Consider the following 20,459-nt stretch of genomic DNA (forward strand, 5'->3'; position numbering starts at 1 on the left):
AGCGGGGCGGGGCGCTCGCGAATGGGAGCGGTGGCTGCGGGCAACGGCCATGTCTGAGGCTTGATTCGAGCCGGTCGTGGCGCCATCCTCGCGATCGCCGTGGCCTCCCCCTGACTCATGACCCTGTCGCAAATTCTTGATCTGATCGGCGTCGGTGTGTTCGCCGTCTCCGGCGCACTGGCAGCCGGACGCAAATCGCTGGACCTGATGGGCGTGGTGGTGATCGCGATTGCGGCTTCGATCGGCGGCGGCACCCTGCGCGACCTGCTGCTGAACCGGCATCCGGTGTTCTGGATCGCCAGCCCGAGTTACCTGATCGTCATCGTGGTCTGCGCCCTGCTTACGGTGGCCTGGACACGCTGGTTTCGGCCGCCGAACCAGTCACTACAGTACGCCGATGCGCTGGGCCTGGCCTTCTTCACGATCAGCGGCGCTCAGATCGCCGAGACGCTGAACTTCGCACCGATCATCGTGATCGTCATGGGCACGATCACCGGCGTCGTCGGCGGCGTGCTGCGGGACATCCTGTGCGCCGAGATTCCGATGATTCTGCGGCGCGGCAACATCTACGCAACGGCGGCGATTGCCGGAGCCGCGTTCTATCTGGCGATGAATGTCGTGGGCCTGCCGCGCCCGCTGCCGTCTCTGCTCGGTATGAGTATGATTGCCGGACTGCGGCTGGCGGCGATCCGCTGGAACCTGCAACTGCCTGTGTTCAGCCTGGATCGGGACAATCCACCCCGATGATTCGCGCCTGGTTGTGGACACTGCTGCTGTTCGTTGTCGGCCTGCCCCTGCTGGTGCTGGTCGGTTTGCGCTGGCTGCCGGCACCGACCTCCTCGTTCATGATCCAGTCGCAGACGCGACCGGTTCAGTACCAATGGGTAGCGATGGACCGAATCTCACCGTACGCCGGGCTCGCGGTGATCGCGGCGGAAGACCAGAAGTTCCCGCAGCACTGGGGCTTCGACATCGAATCGATTCAGAAGGCGGTCGCGGAAAACGAGCATCGCAGTCGTCCGCGCGGCGCCTCGACGATCAGCCAGCAGACCGCGAAGAACCTGTTTCTGTGGAGTGGCGGCGGCTATTTCCGCAAGGGCCTGGAAGCTGGCTTCACCACGGTGATCGAACTGCTGTGGCCGAAGCGGCGCATCCTTGAAGTGTATCTCAACATCGCCGAATTCGGCCCCGGCATCTACGGCGTCGAAGCGGCTGCGCGGGCACATTTCGGCACTTCGGCCTCACAGCTGAACCTGCGCCAGTGCGCACTGCTGGCTGCGGTATTACCGAATCCGCGCGAACTCAGCGCATCGACGCCCACCGGCTACGTCAATCAGCGCGCGGACTGGATTCAGGGGCAGATGAACCACCTGGGGCTCGCTTACGTCGCGGGCCTCGATTGAGCGTAGAACCGGCGCCGGGAACCACCGGGCTCAGTAACCGACGAGTTGCAGCACGCCCATCAGGATCAGATAGATCGCCACGATGTAGCTCAGCAGATGTGGCCGCACCAAGATCAGAATGCCGGCCACGATCGAGATGATCGGCGCGAGTTCAAGATGGATGGTCATGCGTGTGGGCTCCCTGGATTTGATCGCAGCATGGCATCCCGCAGCTGAATGAGGGCCGAGTCCGAGTCGGCCGGTTTCTCGCGCAAAGACGCCAAGTGAAACGCCATTGAATGATCTTGAGCTCCCGCTCTTCTTCTTGCTGCGCGTCTTTGCGTCTCGGCGCGAAGCGGAATGTATTGTCGGGAGGCCCTAAAACTTCGCCACCGCACCGGCGATCGTCACCGTCAGCAGTGTCATGACCGCAGCGACACCGGTGCGTGTCAAGGTAGTTGTCGCCTGAAGTTTCACGCTGCGAGCTGAATATCGGTGCGCGTGGTTGGCACGACGCTGTCTCGCTCGGGATTGAGCGTAACGGCGCCGATCGGCGTCCAGTTCCGTGTGGTTGTCATCCAGCGCCGTTGAACGAGTCTTTCCGGATCGAGTTCGTCTGCTCGGACATGTGGAAGCCCTGCCTCAAGCTGATCGCCCAGCACCGCACCGGGGCGCTGAATATCCCCGACCGCTTCCACGTCATCGCCAAGATGAATCTGGCCATCGACGATGTGCGCGCCGCCGAGGCCCGGCGCATGGCCCGCGATGGCTATGAGCCGGTGCTCAAGGAAGACTTCCAGCAGTTCTGGGAGTACGAGTCTCTGGGAGGACGAGTCACCCACCTGGGCCGGCAAGTTCCTCGATCAGTGGTGCACCCAGGCCATGCGCGCGCGCATCGAGCCCATGAAGAAATTCGTCCGCCCCCTGCGTGGACACCGCGAGTTGCTGCTCAACTATTTCCGTGCCCGAAAACAGTTCTCCAGCGGGGTTGCCGAAGGCCTCAACAACAAAGGCAAAGTCACCATGAGAAAAGCCTGCGGTTTCCCCACCTTCCGAGCCACCGAAATCGTCCTCTATCATGATACTTGGAAAACTACCCGAGCCTCAGCTCACCCACAGATTTTGCTGACGAACCAAAAAAGAAGTATTTTGCGCTAGGCGCCCGGCACTCAGCGCTTTTTTAAAAAGGAGTATTCCCCATGCGGCCCTCCACCGCTTCCGCCCTTGCCGAACAAAGACGTGCCGCCTTGGCGCAGCGCGTCCCAGTATGGCCGCGTCTGACCATGGGCGACTGGTTCGACCGCCTGGCTACGGAACATGCCGCGCGCGAGCACATCTACACGCCCGAGAAGATCTATACCTATGCCGAGTCGCGCAGGATTGTCGATCGGCTCGCGAAAAGCCTGATGGCGCTGGACGTGCAGCGGCGCGAGCACGTGGCCATGCTATTTCCCACGGTGCCCGAGCTTGCTTTTTTGCAGGTCGCCGTGGCCAAAATCGGCTGTGTGAGCGTGCCGCTCAACGAACGCATGGGCGCGGTCGATCTGGCCTACCAGGTCAAGCAATCCGACAGCGTGTGCCTGATTGCGATGGACCACTGCGAAGACCGGCACTACATCGAAAAGCTCCAGCACATGCTGCCCGAGATGCTGGGCACGCCGGGCAGTTGGCGTGCCGAATCCTTTCCGCGCCTGCGCCACGTGGTCGTGCAGTCGCCTTCGGGCGCGCGCTACGGCGGTGCTTTGGATTGGGAAGGTTTCCTGCGCCTGGGCGAGGGCATTTCCGATGAGGCACTGGCCGAGCGCCAAAAGGCCTCGCGCTACCCCGATGAGGTAACGCTGATCTGCTACACCTCGGGCACCACGGGCAGCCCCAAAGGCGTGATGCTGACACACGACATGCTCATGCGCAGTGCCTACGGCACGGCCTGGAGTGAGTGCTACGACGATGGCGAGCGCCTCGCGAGCCCCTTGCCGTTGCACCACATATTTGGTTACAAGATAGGCTTTCTCTCGGTGCTGTTCGTCGGTGGCGCGTATATCCCACAGGCATTGTTCGACCCTGGCAAATTCCTGGCCTTGCTCGCGGCCAGCAGGGCGACGCGGATCGCGAGCGTGCCAACCATCGCCGTGGCGCTGCTCAACCATCCCGACCTCAAAAAGTACGACCTCAGCACCCTGCGCGCCATGATCAATGCCGCCGCTGCTACGCCGCTGTGGGTCTGGGAGGCACTGCAGCGCGAATTGGGCATCAAGGAGCTGTTCACTGCCTGGGGCATGACCGAAGTCGCCGGTGCGGCTATGTACACGCCGTTTGGCGCGCCGCTCGAACTCATCAGCACGGCAGTGGGCAAAGAAAAGCCCGGTGGCGCTGCGGGCGTGGAAGAGTTTGGTGGCCTGCAGGCGCAGTTCAAGCTCATAGACCTCTCGACCAAGGAAGACCTGCCGCCCGACGTACACGAGGGCGAGCTCGCAGTACGCGGAAACATCGTCACGCGCGGCTACTACAAAAAACCCATGGAAACCGGCGACGCCATAGACAAGGATGGCTGGCTGCGCACCGGCGACATCTTCCGTCGACGCGACGATGGTTATTTCGAAATCACGGGCCGGGCCAAGGAGTTGTACAAAATCGGCGGCGAGCAGGTCGCGCCCAAGGAGGTCGAAGAAATCATTGGCCAGCACGAGACCATCAACCAGGTCTATATCTGCGGCGTGCCCGACGAGCGCATGGGTGAAGTCGGCGCAGCCTTCATCCAGTTCAAGAGTGGCACGAGCTGCAGCGAAGAAGAGCTCACGGCCTTCGTGCAAGAGCGCGTGGCGCGTTTCAAGGTGCCCAAGTACTGGATGTTCGTCGAGGAATTTCCCATGACGTCCTCGGGCAAGATCCAGAAATTCATGCTGCGCAAAATCGCCGTAGAGCATCTCGGCCTCGGTGACAGCACAGGGCCCAGTTCAGGCCGACGATGAAAGTCAGATGCTGCCGCCCCCCCCCAGAACCGTCAGCAGATCGTCAGGGTCAGGTCTTGCGAGGGACTTGCGAAATTCCCGCTGAAGTTGGGTTGAGTGCTTGCGCCAGCCGCGTGCTGGTCAAGTTGCAACCAATCCGGAAGCCTTTGACTGAAATCCGGATATCGATGGGGTCAAGAAGTGTCCATGTCTCGGTTTGGCGGGCACGGTGAACCCGGCGCCATCGCGCGCGGAGGGTGTGGATGGGGTCCGACGCCGGGGGCTACGTGACCCATCGCAGCAATTGATCGGCGGCGAGGACCAGTACGCCGAACATCAGGTGGGTCATCACCTTGGCGGGGCCCCGCACGTTGACGCGTGCGGCACCGAAGTCATCCTTGAGACGCGCATTGACGCGCTCGACGGTGCTGCGTTCTTTGTAGCGCCGGGCTTCATGGGGCGCGAACTCGATCTTCTCGCCACGGCGCGGGTTGTGATCGATCAACGGCACATGGCCCATGCCTTGACTGTGCGCGCGGATGATCGGGCTGCAGCAGGCGGCATCCATCAGGTCGTAGAGGTGGGTCACGCGCTGCGCACTGATCGTCGCCAACGGGATCGCCCGCTGCGAGTCGTGCACGCTGGCCGAGGTGAGCACCGCTGAAATCGGGATCATGCCGTCGGCTACGTCCAGGTGCAGCTTGCAGCCGATCCAGGTGGTCTTGAAGCCGTGGCTGTTGCGAGGGCACGAAACGCTCAAATCTCCACCTGCTCCCAGATGCGCAGCAGATGCTCCATCGTCGGCGTCAGATGCTGTCCCAGATCGGCTTCCACCAAGGGCGCCAGCTCCTGCTGGAAATGACGATGGAATTGCGTCAGGCCTTCGCGCAGGGCTGTATTCATTGAGCGGGTGTGCCGTCAATGGCAACACCCGCGCTTCTCCTTTTCGCCGAAATCGCCGAAATCGCCGGTGAGAAAATCAGCCTCGTTCGGGAATTTCGCAAGAGGCTCATAAGTTTATTGAAATTGATGAGATAGTAGAAATATGCACAGCGAACCACTGGGAGGCCCTGGATATGGTTCTGACGGTATTTCGTTCACGGCTCAGGAAGGATGCAGCGGCGGAGTATGCCGAACTCGCATCCAGCGTTGCTGCACTGGCTGAGACCATGCCGGGGTTCCGGTCTCGCCGGGCGTATACGGCGGAAGACGGTGAGAAGTTGACCCTGGTCGAGTTCGAAGATGAAAAGTCGCAACGGCTCTGGGCGCGGAATCTCGAGCACCTGGCAGCGCAGAAGCTGGGCCGTGAACGCTTCTACTCGGAGTATTCGGTCCAAGTCTGCGCCGTTGTTCGTGAATCCAGGTTCACGGCATCATGATCGTCGTTCGAAGAGCTTGGCCCGACAAGGCACTCAGGCCAATCCGCCACCTTCCGCTTCGTTCCGGGCTGCGGTCGGCGTTGCCCAGGCGAAAGCGCCACCGCGCGGCTGCTCCTCACTCGGCCGCGTTACGCATCAATTGCGCGTAGAAGCGCACGGCGTCCAGATAGTTGTCGACCGGGATGCGTTCGTCGATGCCGTGAATCCGGTCCAGGCTTTGCGGCGTGAGTGCGATCGGCGAATAGCGGTAGACCGCCGGCGTCAGCCCGGTGAAATGCGTGGCGTCGCTGGCACCCATCATCAGGTACGGGCTGATCACCGCGTCCGGCGCGCTCTGCGCGATGCTGCGGCTCAGGATCTCCCAGGCCGGTCCCTGTTTCGGTGAGATCGGGCTGGCCTCGTTCGGCGTTTGCAGCCACTGCACCGCGATCCGCTCGTCGTCGATGGTGTCGTGAATGTGCGTCATCAGGGCCTCGGCGCTGTCGCCGGGCAGCAGGCGGAAGTTGACCACGGCGCTGGCCGTATCCGGCAGCACATTGTCCTTGATGCCGGCGTCGAACATCGTCAGCGCCGTGGTGGTGCGCAGCATCGCCGCGCTCGACGGCGCGCCCTCCAGCATCGCGATCAGCAAGGGGGTGCTGAGCCAGCGGTTCGTCACCACTACCCTTCCCGGAAATGACATCGCGGGCGCGATCGCGTCGAACATCTGTTTCGACACCGGCGTCAGCCGCGCCGGCATCGGATGCTCCTGCAGGGCGCTCAAGGCTTTCGAAAGAATACCGATCGCCATTTCCGGCGGCGGCATCGAAGCATGGCCGCCGGGGGAATGCGCGGTCAGCCGGGCCGAGGCGTAGCCTTTCTCGGCGGTGCCGATCAGGGCCACAGCGCCCGCCACGCCGGGAACCAGACCTCGGCTCAGGGTGCCGCCTTCATCGAGCACCAGCAGCGGTTCGACACCGCGCCGAGCCAGCAGGGCGGCGATCGCCTTGGCGCCGTATTCGCCGCCATTTTCCTCGTCGCCGCCGAAGGCGAAGATCAGCGTGCGTTGCGGCTTGTAGCCTTCGGCCAGCAAGGCTTCGGCGGCTTCGAGGATGCCCAGCACGTTGATCTTGTCGTCCAGCGTGCCGCGACCCCAGATGGCGCCGTCCTGCACCGCACCGGAAAACGGCGGTTGGGTCCAGGCGGCCTCGTCGCCGGCCGGCACCACGTCCATGTGCCCCATCAATACCACCGGCGGCAGGCTGGGATCCTGCCCCGCCCAAGTGTAGAGCAGCGCACCTTGGCCCACCGCTTCCCGCCGCAGCTGCGCCGACACGGCCGGAAACTGCTGCTCCAGATAATCGTGAAAAACCTTGAGCGCCGCGAGGTCCGGCGCTTGCTCGGGCTGCGACACCGTGGGTATCCGGATCGCCCCTGCAAAGCGCTCGACCGCCGTACTCGTATCGAAGCTGAGCGGGTCCGGCGGCCTTGCCTCGGGTCTTTCGTACGACAGCGTCAGCGTATGCAGGACGGCGCCGGCAAGCAGCGCCAGGCTCAGTAGCAGCAACAGGGCAAGCAGTCGCTTGAACATGAGGGTCGAGGGACTCGCCAGAATTTGAACGCCCTATTGTCCGGCATCCAGCGCGCGGCGGTCTGGACCGCTTGCGCCAGGCATGAGCGATCGAGCCGCCATTCAGGCGCGATGCATCCGAGGTCTTGGTGCCCCGGTTCGGGTGTCCACGCAGTCGTGCCCGGATCCTGATCCGGGATCGCTCAGTTCCGGTAAAGGCGGCGGGAGGCAGGCTGGCACTGGGTAGCTGTGCTGGCGCAAGACGCCAGATGTTCGAACACATACAAGAACCGACAAGGGGCTTTATGGGCCGGCATGTACCGCATGGCCAAGGATCAGCGTCGGGCATGTCCGGCGTCGTCTGGCTTTGCATCCTGTGTGCGCTCGGGCTGACAGCCTGTGGCGAAGAAGCGAAGCCCACCGCACCGCCACGTCCGGTACCTTTGGCCCGCGTGGAAGCGAGTGGACCGGAGCAGATTCGGGAGCTGTTGGGGCGTGTCGAGCAGACCACGGTGGCGCCACTGGCTTTCGAGGTGGGCGGCCGTGTGCTCAGTATCCTGGTGCTCGATGGCGCCGAGGTTTCTGCCGGCGCCGTGATTGCGCGTCTGGACGCGGAGCCCTACCACCTGCAGGTGGAACGCGCGCAGGCGCAGCTGATGCAGCTGGAACCCGATCTGGAGCGCAAGGCGCTGTTGCTGGCCGACGGCATCATTTCCCAGGCCCAGTACGACGAGCTGGCTTCACAGACGGAAATGGCGCGCGTGCAGCTGGCACAAGCGCGGCGCGAACTGCGCAAGACCACACTGAACGCCCCGTTCGATGGCCGGATCGCGCAACGTGAGGTGCAGGAGCAACAAGTCGTGCAGGCCGGCGAGCCGGCCTTCTATCTGCAGGATGACCGTCGCGTGGACATCAGCGTCGGCCTGCCGTCCACGCTGGCGCAGCGCCTGCCGCTGGACCAGCGCCTGAGCGCCCGCGCGAGGCTGGTGCCGGACAGCGGTGTCGAACTCGAATTGCGCTATCGCGAGCATCAGAGCAGCGCCGGCCGTGACGAAGGCGTCTACCGGCTGGTGATGAGTGGTGCGCGCCCGCCGGACGTGTCGCTCTATCCGGGCATGGCGGCGCGTGTGCATTTGCGGGTGCCGACGGCGCAGGCCGAAGCGCGTTTCCGCGTGCCGGTTGGCGCGCTGCTCAAGGATGACGTCGGCGGCCACGCCGTATGGCGCTACGACGCCGACGCCGGTCAGGTTCATCGCATCGAGGTTGGCGTGGTCGCGCTGCTGGCGGAGGATGCGATCGTCAGTGGCGAGCTTGTCGCAGGGGATGCGATCGTGAAAAGCGGCGTGCGTTACCTGCGGGAGGGGCAGGCAGTCCGCGAATGGATCAGGGATTGACCGGATGAACCTGGCGCGCAGGCTGATCGAACAGCCGCTTTACGGCTGGCTGCTGGTGCTGCTGTGTGGTATCGGCGGTGCGATGGCCTATTTCGAGATCGGGCGTCTGGAGGATCCTTCGTTCACGATCAAGGTGGCCATCGTCACTACGGTCTACCCCGGTGCCTCGGCGCTGGAGGTGGAGCGCGAGGTCACCGAGAAAGTGGAAAGTGCGATCCAGCGCATGGAGCAGATCGACCACCTGGAGTCCCGCTCGCTGCCCGGTTATTCCGAAGTGCACGTGGAAATCCTGTCGAGTGTGGATGGCAGCGAGCTGCCTGCGGTGTGGACCGAGCTGCGCGACAAGCTCAAGCCCGCGGAAGATGCGCTGCCGCCGAATGCCGGGCCGATTCGCGTCAACGATGATTTCGGCGATGTCTACGGTCTGTACTGGGCGGTGACCGGCCAAGGCTATACGCCGGCCGAACTCTATGACTACCTCAAGGACCTGCGGCGCGATGTTCTGGCCGTGAGCGGCGTCGCCAACGTTGAGATCCAGGGCAATCAGCAGGAAGAGGTCGTCGTGGTCATCGATCAGGCGGTGCTGGTGGCCAACAATCTGCGGGCCTCGGAAATCTACGATGCCTTGTCCGTGCACAACGCGGTGCAGCCGGCCGGCGCGGAACGCAGTCAGGATTTGCGCATCCGCGTGACTGCGGACAAGGGCTACAGCTCCGTGGAGGCGGTGGCGGCGGTGCCGATCGGTCGCGGCGACAGTCCGCTGACCCTGGGCGACATCGCCACCGTCCGGCGTGGCTACGCCGAGCAGCCGTCCAAGCTGATCCGCTACAACGGCGAGCCGGCGCTGAGCTTCGGCGTGGCCGGCCTGTCCAGCGAGAACATCGTCGAAATCGGCGAACGTGTCGAGCAGCGGCTACGCCAGCTGGAACCGGAGCGCCCACGCGGTATCGAGCTGCATCCGCTGTATCAGCAGCATCACATCGTCGACGAGGCGGTGTCCGGCTTCGTCGTCAACGTGGTGTCGTCGATCGCGATCGTACTGGTGGTGCTGTGCCTGAGTCTGGGCTGGCGGACCGGTGCGGTGCTGGGCATCGTGCTGGCGCTGACGGTGTCCGGCACGGTGGCATTGATGTGGATGTTCGGATTGACGCTGCAGCGCATCTCCCTGGGTGCGCTGATCATCGTCATGGGCATGCTCGCCGACAATGCCATCGTCATCGGCGAAGGCATGCAACTGAGGGTCGAGCAGGGCATGACGCCGACGCGCGCAGCCGGCCAGATTCTCGACCAGACCAAGTGGGCGCTGCTCGGGGCCACGGTGGTCGGCATTCTCGCGTTTTCGGGAATCGGTCTATCGCCGGATTCGGTCGGGGAGTTCTGTTTCTCGCTGTTCGCGGTGGCTGCGATCTCCTTGCTGCTGAGCTGGCTGCTGGCGGTGGCGCTGACGCCGCTGTTCGGCAGCTATCTGTTCAAGCGCTACGAGGAAAACGACCGCGACCCGTACGGCAAGCGTCTGTACCAGCGTTATCGCAAGGGGCTGGATCTGGCCCTGCGACATCGCCCGCTCGGTGTCGTGATCATGGTGGGTCTGACCGTGGCCTGCGCAGTGGGCTTCCGCTACGTCAGCCAGAGCTTCTTTCCGCCTTCGTCCACCCCTCTGTTCTACCTGGATCTGCATTTTCCGCAGGGCACTGACATCCACGCCACCAGCGAGCACGCCGCCGAGGCCGAGCGCTGGTTGCTCGATCAGGACTATGTCAGCGAAGTCGCCACCTATGTCGGCGGTGGCGCCAGTCGCTTCATGCTGGTCTACGATCCGCAGCAGCCGGATCCGGCGTACGTACAGTTCATCATTCGCGTCAAGGACATCGAGCAGATCGATCCTCAGCGGCCGCGGCTGGAGGCGGCGATGGTCGAGCGCTTTCCACAGGCGGACGTGCAGGTAATCCGCCCCAACTTCGGTCCGGGCGGCGGCTCGGACATCGAATACCGCATCAGCGGGCGCGATCCGGGAACACTGCGTAGCCTGTCGCAACAAGTGCGGGAGCTGTATTCCTCCAATACTTCGCTGACCGCAATCGACGACGACTGGGGCCAGCCGGTGACCAGCGTTCGCGCCGTGGTCAATGACAGCCGCGCGCGTGCCGCCGGCGTGACCCGACCGCAGGTCGCTCAGCTGCTGGCCTACGCCGGCGACGGCGTGGAGGCCGGCGTCTATCGCGAGGACGACGAGCTGCTGCCGATCATGGTGCGGTCCGCGTCTCCGCAGCGCGGTGTCGAACCGCTCCGGCAATTGCAGGTCTACAGCCGCACGCACCAGCAATACATTCCCTTGGGCGAAGTCGTTGACCGCTTCGAAGTGGTGACCGAGCCGGAGAAGATCTACCGACGCAACCGGCTGCGTACCGTCACCGTGTCCGCCGACGCAGTGGTTGGCGCCAATGCCATGGACGTTTTCCAGAACCTTCGACCCAGGGTCGAAGCCTTGCAGCTGCCGTACGGCTACAGGGGTGAATGGGGCGGCCAGTATGAAGACTCCACCGACGCGCAGAGCAGCCTCGGCAAGCAGATGCCGCTCAGCTTTCTGGCGATGATCCTGATCGTGCTGCTGATGTTCGGGCGCACCAAGCCCGGCCTGGTGGTGTTGCTGGTGGTGCCGATGTCGATCTGCGGGGTCACCCTGTCCTTGCTGATTTTTGGCGGTTCCTTCGGTTTCATGGCCCTGCTCGGCTTTCTCAGCCTGTTCGGAATGCTGATCAAGAACGCCATCGTCCTCGTCGAGGAAATCGAACTGCAGATCGAAAACGGTACGCCGCGCTACACCGCCCTCGTCAATGGTGCGCAGTCGCGTCTGCGGCCGGTGGCGCTGGCGTCGGGTACCACCATTCTCGGAATGATTCCCCTGTTGTGGGATCCGTTCTTCAAGGACATGGCGATCACCATCATGGGGGGCCTGGCATTCGCCACCCTGCTGACGATGATCGCCGTGCCCTTGCTGTACGCCCTGTTCTATCGCGTGAGCGCCGAGGAATGCTGAGTCGTCCGCAGGCATGGCCCCTGGGCGCCGGTTTGGCGGTGTCGCTGTGTCTGAACGCCTGCGTGGCGCCGTTGGAACTCGATCGCAGTCTGGCGATGCCGATCCAGTACGATGAGGCGGCGTCCGATACCACCGATTCGCCCGAGTTGCGGCACTGGTGGCGCCGTTTCGATGATCCGCTGCTGGCGCGGTTGGTGGAACGCGCCGTGGCGCACAACTACGACGTGCGAATCGCCCTGGCGTCGGTGCAGTCCGCGCGGGCACAGGCGCTGCGCGCACACTCGGCGCTGCTGCCGCAGTTTGGCGCCGCGGCCTCTGCCGACCGTTATGGGATCGACCCGGACAACCAACAACTGGCGGAACAGGGCTACGACGAGTTCCGCGTCGACCAGTGGCAGCTTGCACTGCAGACCTCGTGGGAAGTGGATCTGTTCGGCTCCAGCCGCCTGCGGCTGCAGGCCGCGCAACAGCAACAGCTTGCCAGCCTGGCCGAGGTGCACGCCACCCGCCTGTCGATCGCCGCCAGCGTTGCCCAGACCTATTTCGAGCTGCGCGCGACCGATCTGCGCATGGGCAATCTGCGGCAGGGGCGCGACATTGCCCGCCAGTTCGCCGACATCGCCGCGCGCTTGTTCAAAAGCGGGGACGTGGGTCGCGAGGACCTGATCTCGGCGCAGGCGGAACTCGACAACACCGATGCACAGCTCGCGGAGCTGCAGCACAACCGTACGCGCCTGCGTCTGAGCCTGGAGCGACTCTGCGGCGAGCTGCCCGGCTCACTGGAGGACGAACTGCCGGTCATCGCATCGCTGCCGCAGCTGCCGCCGGCCGTGGCGCCAGGGCAACCTGTGGACCTGCTGATGCGGCGTCCGGACCTGATGGCCTTGCAGGCGCAGGTGCGGGCGGCCACCGCGCAAAGCAGCGCGTCGCGTCGCGAGCTCTGGCCCAGCCTCAACATCAGCGGTGTGCTGGCGCGCAGCAGGCTGTACCTGGACGGCGACAATCTCGGTCTGACCGACATGGCGCAGCTTTCGGCTTCGATGAGCCTGCCGCTGATCGACTTCGGCGCTCGCCGTGCCGCGATCGAGCTGGCCGACAGCGACGCGCGGCAGTCCATGCTCCGCTTCGAAAGCCGTGTCCTCCAGGCGATGCAGGAAGTGGAGGAAGCGCTGTCCGCGCAGCATAGCGGTGCGCTGCGGGTTGCAAGCCTGCAAGCTGCGGTGGACCGCCGTAGCGAGGTCCTGGAGATCGCCCTGCGCCGCTACGAAATCGGCGATGGCGCACGCCCGGACGTGTTGCAGGCGCGGCGTGATCTGCTCGACAGTCGCGATGCGCTGCTCGGCGCGCGCCTGTCGCTGCTCGAAGTGCAGCTGCAGCTCTACCGGGCGCTGGGCGGCGGCTGGGAACCGCTGATGACGCAGGTCCCGCCGCCCGCCGACGAGGACGAGAATACCGGCTGAAGCCCGAAGCCCGCCCGGACGACGGACTTGCCGGCGCCGCCGGGGCTGAGCAAGGTCCGCAACCAATCATTGGCGATTGCTTGCGGATGCTGCATTAGCCGTCCCGCTGCAACAGGTCGTCCGTCACCTCCATCGCTGCGATCAGTTCGCCGGGTTTCGATTCCGGCACCAGCGCGTTGATGAACATGGCGCGGGCTTCCGGGTCGTCGTACACCATCTTGGCGTCGAAGGCTTTCTGCCAGCTGGCCTTGTCCGGCCACTCGGCGTAGCCGAGGAAACGGCCCTGCTCGTCACGGTGGAGTCGGGATCCGAACGACCCGTAGATTCGTGTGATGGCGCGGGTGCCGCGCCGCCAGGCTTCGCGAAACTGTTCCTCCTGGCCCGGCTTGACGGTCCAGCGGTAGACGGCAACGTACATGCAAACTCCGGAATCGGATGAACTCCGTCGATTCTATCGGGCCGTGTTTCAGCCCAGGCTGAACGGTCGCGGCGCGCCGGTTGGCTGATCGGTCACAAAAAAAACCGCCCCGTGCATCGGGGTGGCTTGATTCGCCGGCGGCGACCGTGCTTCAGGCCGCCTTGCGTTCGGTCTCCGGTGCCGACTGGCGGATCAGGTAGTCGAAGGCGCTCAATGCCGCCTTGGAGCCTTCGCCCATCGAAATCACGATCTGCTTGTACGGCACGGTGGTGGCGTCGCCGGCCGCGAACACGCCGGGCACCGAGGTGGCGCCGCGGGCGTCGACTTCGATCTCGCCGCGCGGCGACAGCGCCACCGTGCGCTTGAGCCATTCGCTGTTGGGCAGCAGGCCGATCTGCACGAACACGCCTTCCAGCTCGATAGGATGCAGCTCGTTGCTTTCACGATCCTTGTAGGTCAGGCCGTTCACCTTCTGGCCATCGCCATGGACTTCCGTGGTCTGCGCCGAGGTGATGACATCCACGTTCGGCAGGCTCCTGAGCTTGGACTGCAACACCGCGTCCGCGCGCAGCTTGCTGTCGAATTCGATCAGCGTCACGTGCTTGACGATGCCGGCGAGGTCGATGGCCGCCTCCACGCCGGAGTTGCCGCCACCGATCACCGCCACGCGTTTGCCCTTGAACAGCGGGCCGTCGCAGTGCGGGCAATAGGCCACACCCTTGTTGCGGTACTCGTCCTCGCCCGGCACGTTCATCTGCCGCCAACGTGCGCCGGTGGCCAGAATCACGGTTTTCGACTTGAGGCGCGCACCGCTGGCGAGTTCCACCTCAATCAAGCCCTCGCCCGGGATCAGCTTCTCGGCGCGTTGCAGGTTCATGATGTCCACGTCGTATTCGGCAACGTGCTGTTCCAGCGCCGCGACCAGCTTCGGGCCTTCGGTTTCCTTCACCGAAATGAAGTTCTCGATGCCCATGGTGTCCAGCACCTGACCGCCGAAACGCTCGGTCGCCACACCGGTGCGGATGCCCTTGCGCGCGGCGTAGATCGCCGCGGCCGCGCCGGCCGGCCCGCCGCCGACGACCAGCACATCGAACGCCTCCTTGGCCTTGATCTTCTCGGCCTCGCGGGCCGAAGCGCCGGTATCGATCTTGGCGACGATCTGCTCCAGGCTCATGCGGCCCTGGTCGAAGGGTTCGCCGTTGAGGAACACCGTCGGCACTGCCATCACCTGGCGCTGCTCGACTTCGTCCTGGAACAGTGCGCCGTCGATGGCCACGTGCGAAACCCTGGGGTTGAGCACCGCCATCAGGTTCAGCGCCTGCACCACGTCCGGGCAGTTCTGGCAGGACAGCGAGAAATAGGTCTCGAAGCGATAGTCGCCGTCGAGACCCTTGATCTGCTCGATCAGCTCCGCCGAGGTCTTGGACGGGTGGCCGCCGACCTGCAGCAGCGCGAGCACCAGCGAGGTGAACTCGTGGCCCATGGGGATGCCGGCGAAACGCAGCCTGATGGCTTCGCCCGGCGTGCCCAAGGTGAACGACGGCTTGCGCTCCTCGTCACCGTGCTTGGCCAGCACGGTGATCTTGTCCGACAGCGCGACCAGATCGTCCAACAGGGCGAGCATCTCCTGGGACTTCTCACCCTCGTCGACGCTGGCCACGATTTCGATCGGCCGCGTGAGCTTTTCAAGATAGGCCTTCAACTGGGTCTTGAGATTGGCGTCCAACATGGAGTGCTCCTTGATGCCTCGCCGCAATCAATGGCGAGGTCATTGAAATTTGAGGTCCGGGAACCGGCAAGACCGGTTCCCGGGGTACTGCCTTAGATCTTGCCGACGAGGTCCAGCGAGGGGCTCAGGGTCTTCTCGCCTTCCTTCCACTTGGCGGGGCAGACTTCGCCCGGATGCGCGGCCACGTACTGCGCGGCGCGGACCTTGCGCAGCAGTTCCAGCGCGTCACGGCCGATTCCGTTGTCATGGATCTCACACAGCTTGATCTCGCCTTCCGGGTTGATCACGAAGGTGCCGCGCAGGGCGATGCCTTCTTCCTCGATCATGACCTCGAAGTTGCGGGCCAGCTTGCCGGTCGGATCGCCGATCAGCGGGTAGTTGACCTTGCCGATCGCCTCGGAGGTGTCATGCCAGGCCTTGTGCGCGAAATGCGTGTCGCAGGAGGCGCCGTAGACTTCCACGCCGATCTTCTGGAACTCGGCGTAGTTTTCGGCCAGATCCTCGAGCTCGGTCGGGCAGACAAAGGTGAAGTCGGCCGGATAGAACACCAGCACGGACCACTTGCCCTTGAAGGTGGCGTCGGAAACTTCGATGAACTCGCCATTGTGGAAAGCATTGGCCTTGAACGGCAGAACGGTCGTATTGATCAGGGACATCACTAGACTCCGTGGTTGGGACTACAGTTAGTGGGACGAAATTTACGCGCCAAACGCGCATTAATAAAATGAATTGTTCAAATTATTCAGATAGCTAAATACAATCGAACTTGCGATGACGGCGAATCGACCAAGACGGTTCGCGAGGGCAGACCTTAGTATCGCGAGATCGCCGTTTCAAACAGCAGGAGGGTGGCCATGAATCCAGCAGACGGACTTTCCGAGACTTCGATGCGGCAGCAGGTTTCGGCACAGGAGTGGCAGGCGCGCGTGGATCTGGCCGCCTGCTATCGCCTGGTGGCGCATTTCGGCTGGAGCGATCTGGTGTTCACGCACATCACCGCGCGGGTGCCCGGCGCGCAGGGCCAGTTCCTGATCAATCCGTACGGAATGATGTTCGAGGAAATCACGGCATCGTCGTTGGTGAAGATCGATCAGTCCGGCAACAAGCTCGATGACACGCCGCACATGGTCAATCCGGCCGGCTTCCTGATCCATTCGGCGGTGCATTCGGTGCGTCACGACGCGCAGTGCGTACTGCACGCGCACAGCCTCAATGGCGTGGCGGTTTCGGCGCAGAAGGGCGGTGTGCTGCCGCTGTCTCAGCAGTCGATGTTCGTGCTGTCGAGCCTGGCCTATCACGACTACGAAGGGGTGGCGCTCAATGAAGGCGAGAAGGCCAGACTCGTCGCGGACCTGGGCGACAAGACCTTCTTCATGCTGCGCAATCATGGCCTGTTGACGGTGGGCCCGACGATCGCCGATGCCTTTTTGTCGATGTACCTGTTCGAGGCTGCCTGCACGATTCAGATTCGCGCGCAGTCGGGCGGCGGGCCTTTGGTTCCGGTGCCGGATGCGCTGGTGGCCACGGCCCAGCAGCAGGCCTCGACCGTCACAAAGTCGCTGGGTGCTCGCCTGGTGTGGCCCGGGCTGTTGCGAATGCTGGATCGGCGGGACGCGTCGTACCGGGAGTGAGCGCGCGGGCACCGTGGTGGTTCGCCGTCAGTCGGTATCGCAGACGAACCATGGGCCGCTGATTTCATAGGTGGCGCCGAGCTGGCGCGTATCGTCCGGGCCGGAAGGGCCGCTGTAGCCGCTGATGTAGAGGCGTTGCCCGTCTGGACTGAACGAGGGGCCAGCCGGTTCGCCGTTGGCGATCAGCTGCAGCAAGGGCACCTGGCGGCCGTCCGGGGTGATCGCGACCACCTGGGCATCGTCGCCGTCTTCGCAGCAGATGATGTCGCCCTGCGGGGTCATGATCACGTTGTCGAGGGCGCTCAGGATATTGTCCTCGCTGGAATCGTCATCGTAGATCGCCTGCACCGTCGAGGCTTCGATGTCGTAGCGCCACAGGCGATTGTCGCCCTTGGTCGAAAACACGATGGAGCGGTCGGCGGGGTGAAACCAGATGCCTTCGCCACCATCGAAATGTTCGGCCCGAGGCACCTGGAAACGGGTGGCGAGCAGCACCGATTCATGGGGCTGAAGGTCGATCGGTTCCGGGTTCGGAACTTCCTGCCAGCTCACCGCGCGTGGCTCGAACAGATCGCCGGACTCCACCACGGCGATCTGCAGCTGCCCGCTGCTCAGGTCCGGCCGGGAGCCGGCCCGCGTATTGAAGTCCGGGATGAAGCGATAGAAGCCGCCGCCGTTGACGAAGGCATCGTTTCGTTGGTCCTCCGTCATATAGATATGCATTGGATCGGACTGCGTATCGACCGCGCAGGCCTCGTGCTGGAACTTGCCGAGCGCCGGCAGCTTCACGGCTTCGTCAGCGGTACCCAATGGAAAACACTCGTAGACATAACCGGAGTCGGTTTCCTCGCAGCTCAGCCAGGTACCCCAGGGGCTTGCGCCGCCGGCGCAGTTCTTGGTGCTGCCGACCAAGATCGGATAGGCATCCACCAGTTCGCCATCGGCATTGAAACGCAGCGCGCCCACGCCAGCGGCGTTGTTGATGTCGTTCTTCTCACTGTTGGAAACGTAGACCCAGCCGCCGTCAGGCGCCGCGAAGCAGGCGCCGCCATCGGGCTTTTCGTGCCAGATGAAATCCTGGCCGGCGATTGGCGGCACACCCTCGGCGGCCACGCGGCGCACCGTGAATCCCGGCGGTACGCGAACCCCGAATTCATCGGGTTCACCGAGCGGGCCAAGTCGGGCGATGTTGGAGCGCATGCCTGTCGTACAGACCGCCGGTTCCGGACCCGGCGGCACGCCTGTTTCCGGTTCGCTACCGGTCGATGATGAGTTGCCGCCGCTGCAGGCGAGCAGCCAGCCCGATTGCAGGTAGACGCCAGTGTGAGCCGCGGAGCGCAGGAATCGTCGACGGGAATAGTGGGCCATGTAGCGGAGTTCTTTGAGAAAGCCCGCGAGCCTAAGTCACCACAATGATCGTTATGTGACGCGCGTGAGTCCTTTGACGAGGCGCTGTCCTCCATGGCGCCAGCGGTTGCGCGCATGTCATCCCGCACGAATAAAGTTGCTGCGGGCCTTGATACAGACTGCCGCATCGGGATGAATGGATATGGATCGTCGTGAATTTCCGAATGGCTGGGTGCCCTGCCGACGCATTCACGCGATTTTCAGTGAGATTGTGGTAGGCATAGATCGACTGGTATCAATCATTTACTGCCTTAACCGCAGATGATTTCTGAAATGTGAAAGTGTCGTTACAATCCGCGACCACGGGGGGATAACCGTGTTCAATGGAGATCCCATGAAAGCGCCAAAAACAATGCTGGCCTGTTCGCTGGCGATACTCGCACCGATCGGTGCGAGCCACGCCCAGGACATGGACCAGGACTACGATTCACGCCCATACGTCAGCATTCTCGGCAGCTACATCGGGCCCGATACTGATCGCTACGACAATGACTACGGTTGGGGTGGACGCCTGCTCTACGGTGTTCCGCTGAGTCGCTGGGTCAATCTCGAACTCGGTGGCTACGGTTACTTCACCGAGCACGAAGTCGACAGCCACAAGGATCATACCTCGGGCTTGTCCGCCGACTTGATGTTCCCGTTCACACAGTCCGCGATTCGACCGTTCGCGCTGTTGGGCGGTGGTTACGTGCACCAGAATCTCGCCGCGAAGTCCGACGATGACTACTACCTCAACGCCGGCCTCGGCCTGTTGGGTGATATCTCCGACCGTGTGGCGATGCGCACCGACGTTCGCTACCAGTACATCGACAGCGATTTCGGCGCGGTTCCAGGTTCCGATCCGCTCGGTGATCTGATGGTCAACCTCGGTGTTCAGGTCGCGCTCGGCGACAAGCCGGAACCGCCGGCTCCACCGCCGCCTCCGCCACCACCGCCCGACTCGGACGGAGACGGCGTGCTCGACCGTGTCGACCAATGTCCGAACACGCCTGCCGGCGTGCGCGTCGATTCGACAGGCTGCCCGCTGGATTCGGATGGCGACAAGGTGCCGGACTATATGGATCGATGCCCGAACACACCGGTCGGATTGCGGGTCGATTCGACGGGTTGCGTGATCGAGAAGCAGACCATCGTGCTGCAGAACGTGAACTTCGAGTTCGATTCGGCACAGCTCACGGCGAGCGCGAAGGAATCGCTGCTCAAGGTGGCCCGTGGCCTGCGCGACCAGACCAGCATGAAGGTCGAAATCGCCGGTCATACCGACTCGAAGGGCAGCGACGCCTACAACATGAAGCTGTCGGATCGTCGCGCCGCCTCGGTGCGTGAGTTCCTGATCAGCCAGGGCGTATCGAGCAGCCAGCTCAGCTCGCGTGGCTACGGTGAGGACGATCCGGTCGCCGACAACAGCACCGAGACCGGGCGCGCGCAGAACCGCCGCGTGGAATTCCGGGTGCTCGGAAAATAAGCCTCAACAGCAGGATCGAGGGCGCCTTCGGGCGCCCTTTTTGTGGGAGGGCTTGCCCGGCCGATCCATACGGTCACCGAAGCTCACACGGCAAGCAGTGCGAATCCGCTCAGTACGGCAGTGGCTTTCAAACAAAATCCCCACCAGTTCGCTCGCCTGTGATGAAATCAGATGTGCACGGCCTCAGGTTCGCGCCAGCGGCGCGAACCTGAGAGGTTTGCTTGAGTGTTTGCCATGTTCAAACTCCTCTGTTCTATCAATAAGGGATTCGCGCCGTGGGCGTGGATGCGATCGCCAGCGAGGCCGGCACCAACAAGATGAGCTTCTATCGAAGCTTTTCCTCGAAGGACGATCTGGTCGCGGAATACCTGCGACAGCAGGTCCGCGAACTTTGGGGATGGTGGGATGAAGTGGTGGCGAAGCACCCCGACGATGCGCGCACCCGGTGATCCTTGAATACAAGCCCGAGCTGCGAAAGCCTTGGCACTCGCTGGCCAAGCGCGCCGGAGCACGCGAGCACGAACAGCTGGGCGATGCGCTGATGCTGCTGCAGGAAGGCGGCATGCAGTCGCGGCTGGTGTTCTGCGAGGTCTCAGGCCCGCTGAAGAACGCGGCGCACGCGGCTCAGTCCCTGATCAAGGCGCATCTGGACTGCTGAAG

Annotated in this window: 18 protein-coding genes and 3 pseudogenes; 13 read left to right on the top strand and 8 right to left on the bottom strand. The window is 63.5% G+C overall.

From position 1 onward, the window contains the following. Positions 1–117: 117 nt before the first annotated feature. Positions 118–747, top strand: a complete 630-nt coding sequence (locus RM530_RS10125; RefSeq protein ID WP_311365111.1) for a trimeric intracellular cation channel family protein — start codon at positions 118–120, stop codon at positions 745–747. Next, positions 744–1,403, top strand: a complete 660-nt coding sequence (gene mtgA, locus RM530_RS10130) for a monofunctional biosynthetic peptidoglycan transglycosylase (RefSeq protein WP_311365112.1) — start codon at positions 744–746, stop codon at positions 1,401–1,403. The genes RM530_RS10125 and mtgA overlap by 4 nt, the downstream gene beginning before the upstream one ends. A 30-nt stretch (positions 1,404–1,433) precedes the next feature. Here mtgA and RM530_RS10135 read toward each other — a convergent pair whose 3' ends face one another. After that, a complete protein-coding gene (locus RM530_RS10135; protein WP_311365113.1) occupies positions 1,434–1,571 on the bottom strand; it encodes a DUF3096 domain-containing protein in 138 nt (45 codons plus the stop codon). Between the two features lie 437 nt (positions 1,572–2,008). On the opposite strand from RM530_RS10135, the pseudogene RM530_RS18720 reads away from it, so the two are divergent. The 3 genes and pseudogenes from RM530_RS18720 to RM530_RS10150 all read left to right on the top strand — a co-directional run. Next, positions 2,009–2,095 (top strand): annotated as a pseudogene (locus RM530_RS18720) (hypothetical protein); the annotation flags it as partial. A gap of 106 nt (positions 2,096–2,201) precedes the next feature. Then, a pseudogene (locus RM530_RS18725) lies at positions 2,202–2,511 on the top strand (transposase); the annotation flags it as partial. 70 nt (positions 2,512–2,581) lie between these two features. Continuing rightward, positions 2,582–4,351: an AMP-binding protein gene (locus tag RM530_RS10150; protein ID WP_311365115.1), complete on the top strand. Its 1,770-nt coding sequence runs from the start codon at positions 2,582–2,584 to the stop codon at positions 4,349–4,351. 262 nt (positions 4,352–4,613) lie between these two features. Here RM530_RS10150 and RM530_RS10155 read toward each other — a convergent pair. Together RM530_RS10155 and RM530_RS10160 are read right to left on the bottom strand one after the other, a co-directional pair. Next, positions 4,614–5,093, bottom strand: a pseudogene (locus RM530_RS10155) (transposase); the annotation flags it as partial. Further along, positions 5,087–5,233: a hypothetical protein gene (locus RM530_RS10160; protein ID WP_311365116.1), complete on the bottom strand. Its 147-nt coding sequence runs from the start codon at positions 5,231–5,233 to the stop codon at positions 5,087–5,089. The pseudogene RM530_RS10155 and the gene RM530_RS10160, both read right to left, overlap by 7 nt. 173 nt (positions 5,234–5,406) lie before the next feature. Here RM530_RS10160 and RM530_RS10165 point away from each other — a divergent pair, with 173 nt between their 5' ends. Continuing rightward, positions 5,407–5,709, top strand: a complete 303-nt coding sequence (locus tag RM530_RS10165; RefSeq protein WP_311365117.1) for an antibiotic biosynthesis monooxygenase family protein — start codon at positions 5,407–5,409, stop codon at positions 5,707–5,709. Between the two features lie 115 nt (positions 5,710–5,824). Here the strand turns inward: RM530_RS10165 and RM530_RS10170 are convergent, their stop codons facing one another. Continuing rightward, complete coding sequence (locus tag RM530_RS10170) at positions 5,825–7,279, bottom strand: M20 family peptidase (RefSeq protein ID WP_311365118.1); 1,455 nt, start codon at positions 7,277–7,279, stop codon at positions 5,825–5,827. Positions 7,280–7,605: 326 nt separating this feature from the next. Between RM530_RS10170 and RM530_RS10175 the strand changes: the two genes are divergently transcribed. From RM530_RS10175 to RM530_RS10185, 3 genes are read left to right on the top strand one after another with little or no spacing between them, the layout of a single operon-like run. Next, positions 7,606–8,652 (top strand): efflux RND transporter periplasmic adaptor subunit, encoded by a 1,047-nt coding sequence (locus tag RM530_RS10175; RefSeq protein ID WP_311365119.1) that lies wholly within the window; start codon positions 7,606–7,608, stop codon positions 8,650–8,652. A 4-nt stretch (positions 8,653–8,656) separates the two neighbouring features. Continuing rightward, complete coding sequence (locus tag RM530_RS10180) at positions 8,657–11,689, top strand: efflux RND transporter permease subunit (RefSeq protein ID WP_311365120.1); 3,033 nt, start codon at positions 8,657–8,659, stop codon at positions 11,687–11,689. Continuing rightward, positions 11,683–13,149, top strand: coding sequence for an efflux transporter outer membrane subunit (locus tag RM530_RS10185; RefSeq protein ID WP_311365121.1), 1,467 nt, complete (start codon positions 11,683–11,685; stop codon positions 13,147–13,149). Before RM530_RS10180 ends, RM530_RS10185 begins: the two co-directional genes overlap by 7 nt. Before the next feature lie 94 nt (positions 13,150–13,243). On the opposite strand, the gene RM530_RS10190 is transcribed toward RM530_RS10185, so the two are convergent. The 3 genes from RM530_RS10190 to ahpC all read right to left on the bottom strand — a co-directional run bounded on the left by RM530_RS10190 (position 13,244) and on the right by ahpC (position 15,952). After that, on the bottom strand, positions 13,244–13,567 hold the full coding sequence (locus RM530_RS10190; RefSeq protein ID WP_311365122.1) for an antibiotic biosynthesis monooxygenase family protein: 324 nt from the start codon (positions 13,565–13,567) through the stop codon (positions 13,244–13,246). A 151-nt stretch (positions 13,568–13,718) separates the two neighbouring features. Continuing rightward, positions 13,719–15,296: an alkyl hydroperoxide reductase subunit F gene (gene ahpF, locus RM530_RS10195; RefSeq protein ID WP_311365123.1), complete on the bottom strand. Its 1,578-nt coding sequence runs from the start codon at positions 15,294–15,296 to the stop codon at positions 13,719–13,721. Between the two features lie 92 nt (positions 15,297–15,388). Beyond that, entirely contained in the window at positions 15,389–15,952 is a 564-nt protein-coding gene (ahpC, locus tag RM530_RS10200) for an alkyl hydroperoxide reductase subunit C (protein ID WP_311365124.1), read from the bottom strand. A gap of 198 nt (positions 15,953–16,150) precedes the next feature. Here ahpC and RM530_RS10205 point away from each other — a divergent pair, with 198 nt between their 5' ends. Continuing rightward, complete coding sequence (locus RM530_RS10205) at positions 16,151–16,927, top strand: class II aldolase/adducin family protein (RefSeq protein WP_311365125.1); 777 nt, start codon at positions 16,151–16,153, stop codon at positions 16,925–16,927. A gap of 27 nt (positions 16,928–16,954) precedes the next feature. On the opposite strand, the gene RM530_RS10210 is transcribed toward RM530_RS10205, so the two are convergent. Then, complete coding sequence (locus RM530_RS10210; protein ID WP_311365126.1) at positions 16,955–18,295, bottom strand: alkaline phosphatase PhoX; 1,341 nt, start codon at positions 18,293–18,295, stop codon at positions 16,955–16,957. A 373-nt stretch (positions 18,296–18,668) separates the two neighbouring features. Between RM530_RS10210 and RM530_RS10215 the strand changes: the two genes are divergently transcribed. The 3 genes from RM530_RS10215 to RM530_RS10225 all read left to right on the top strand — a co-directional run bounded on the left by RM530_RS10215 (position 18,669) and on the right by RM530_RS10225 (position 20,457). Continuing rightward, the gene (locus RM530_RS10215; protein ID WP_311365127.1) at positions 18,669–19,799 is read left to right on the top strand and encodes an OmpA family protein; all 1,131 of its coding nucleotides are present in this window, start codon (positions 18,669–18,671) and stop codon (positions 19,797–19,799) included. A 281-nt stretch (positions 19,800–20,080) separates the two neighbouring features. Beyond that, positions 20,081–20,248, top strand: a complete 168-nt coding sequence (locus RM530_RS10220) for a TetR/AcrR family transcriptional regulator (protein WP_311365128.1) — start codon at positions 20,081–20,083, stop codon at positions 20,246–20,248. Further along, complete coding sequence (locus tag RM530_RS10225) at positions 20,245–20,457, top strand: hypothetical protein (protein ID WP_311365129.1); 213 nt, start codon at positions 20,245–20,247, stop codon at positions 20,455–20,457. The genes RM530_RS10220 and RM530_RS10225 overlap by 4 nt, the downstream gene beginning before the upstream one ends. Positions 20,458–20,459: the final 2 nt, after the last annotated feature.

Origin of the sequence: Banduia mediterranea (genome assembly GCF_031846245.1) — a bacterium.
Classification (GTDB): domain Bacteria; phylum Pseudomonadota; class Gammaproteobacteria; order Nevskiales; family Nevskiaceae; genus Banduia; species Banduia mediterranea.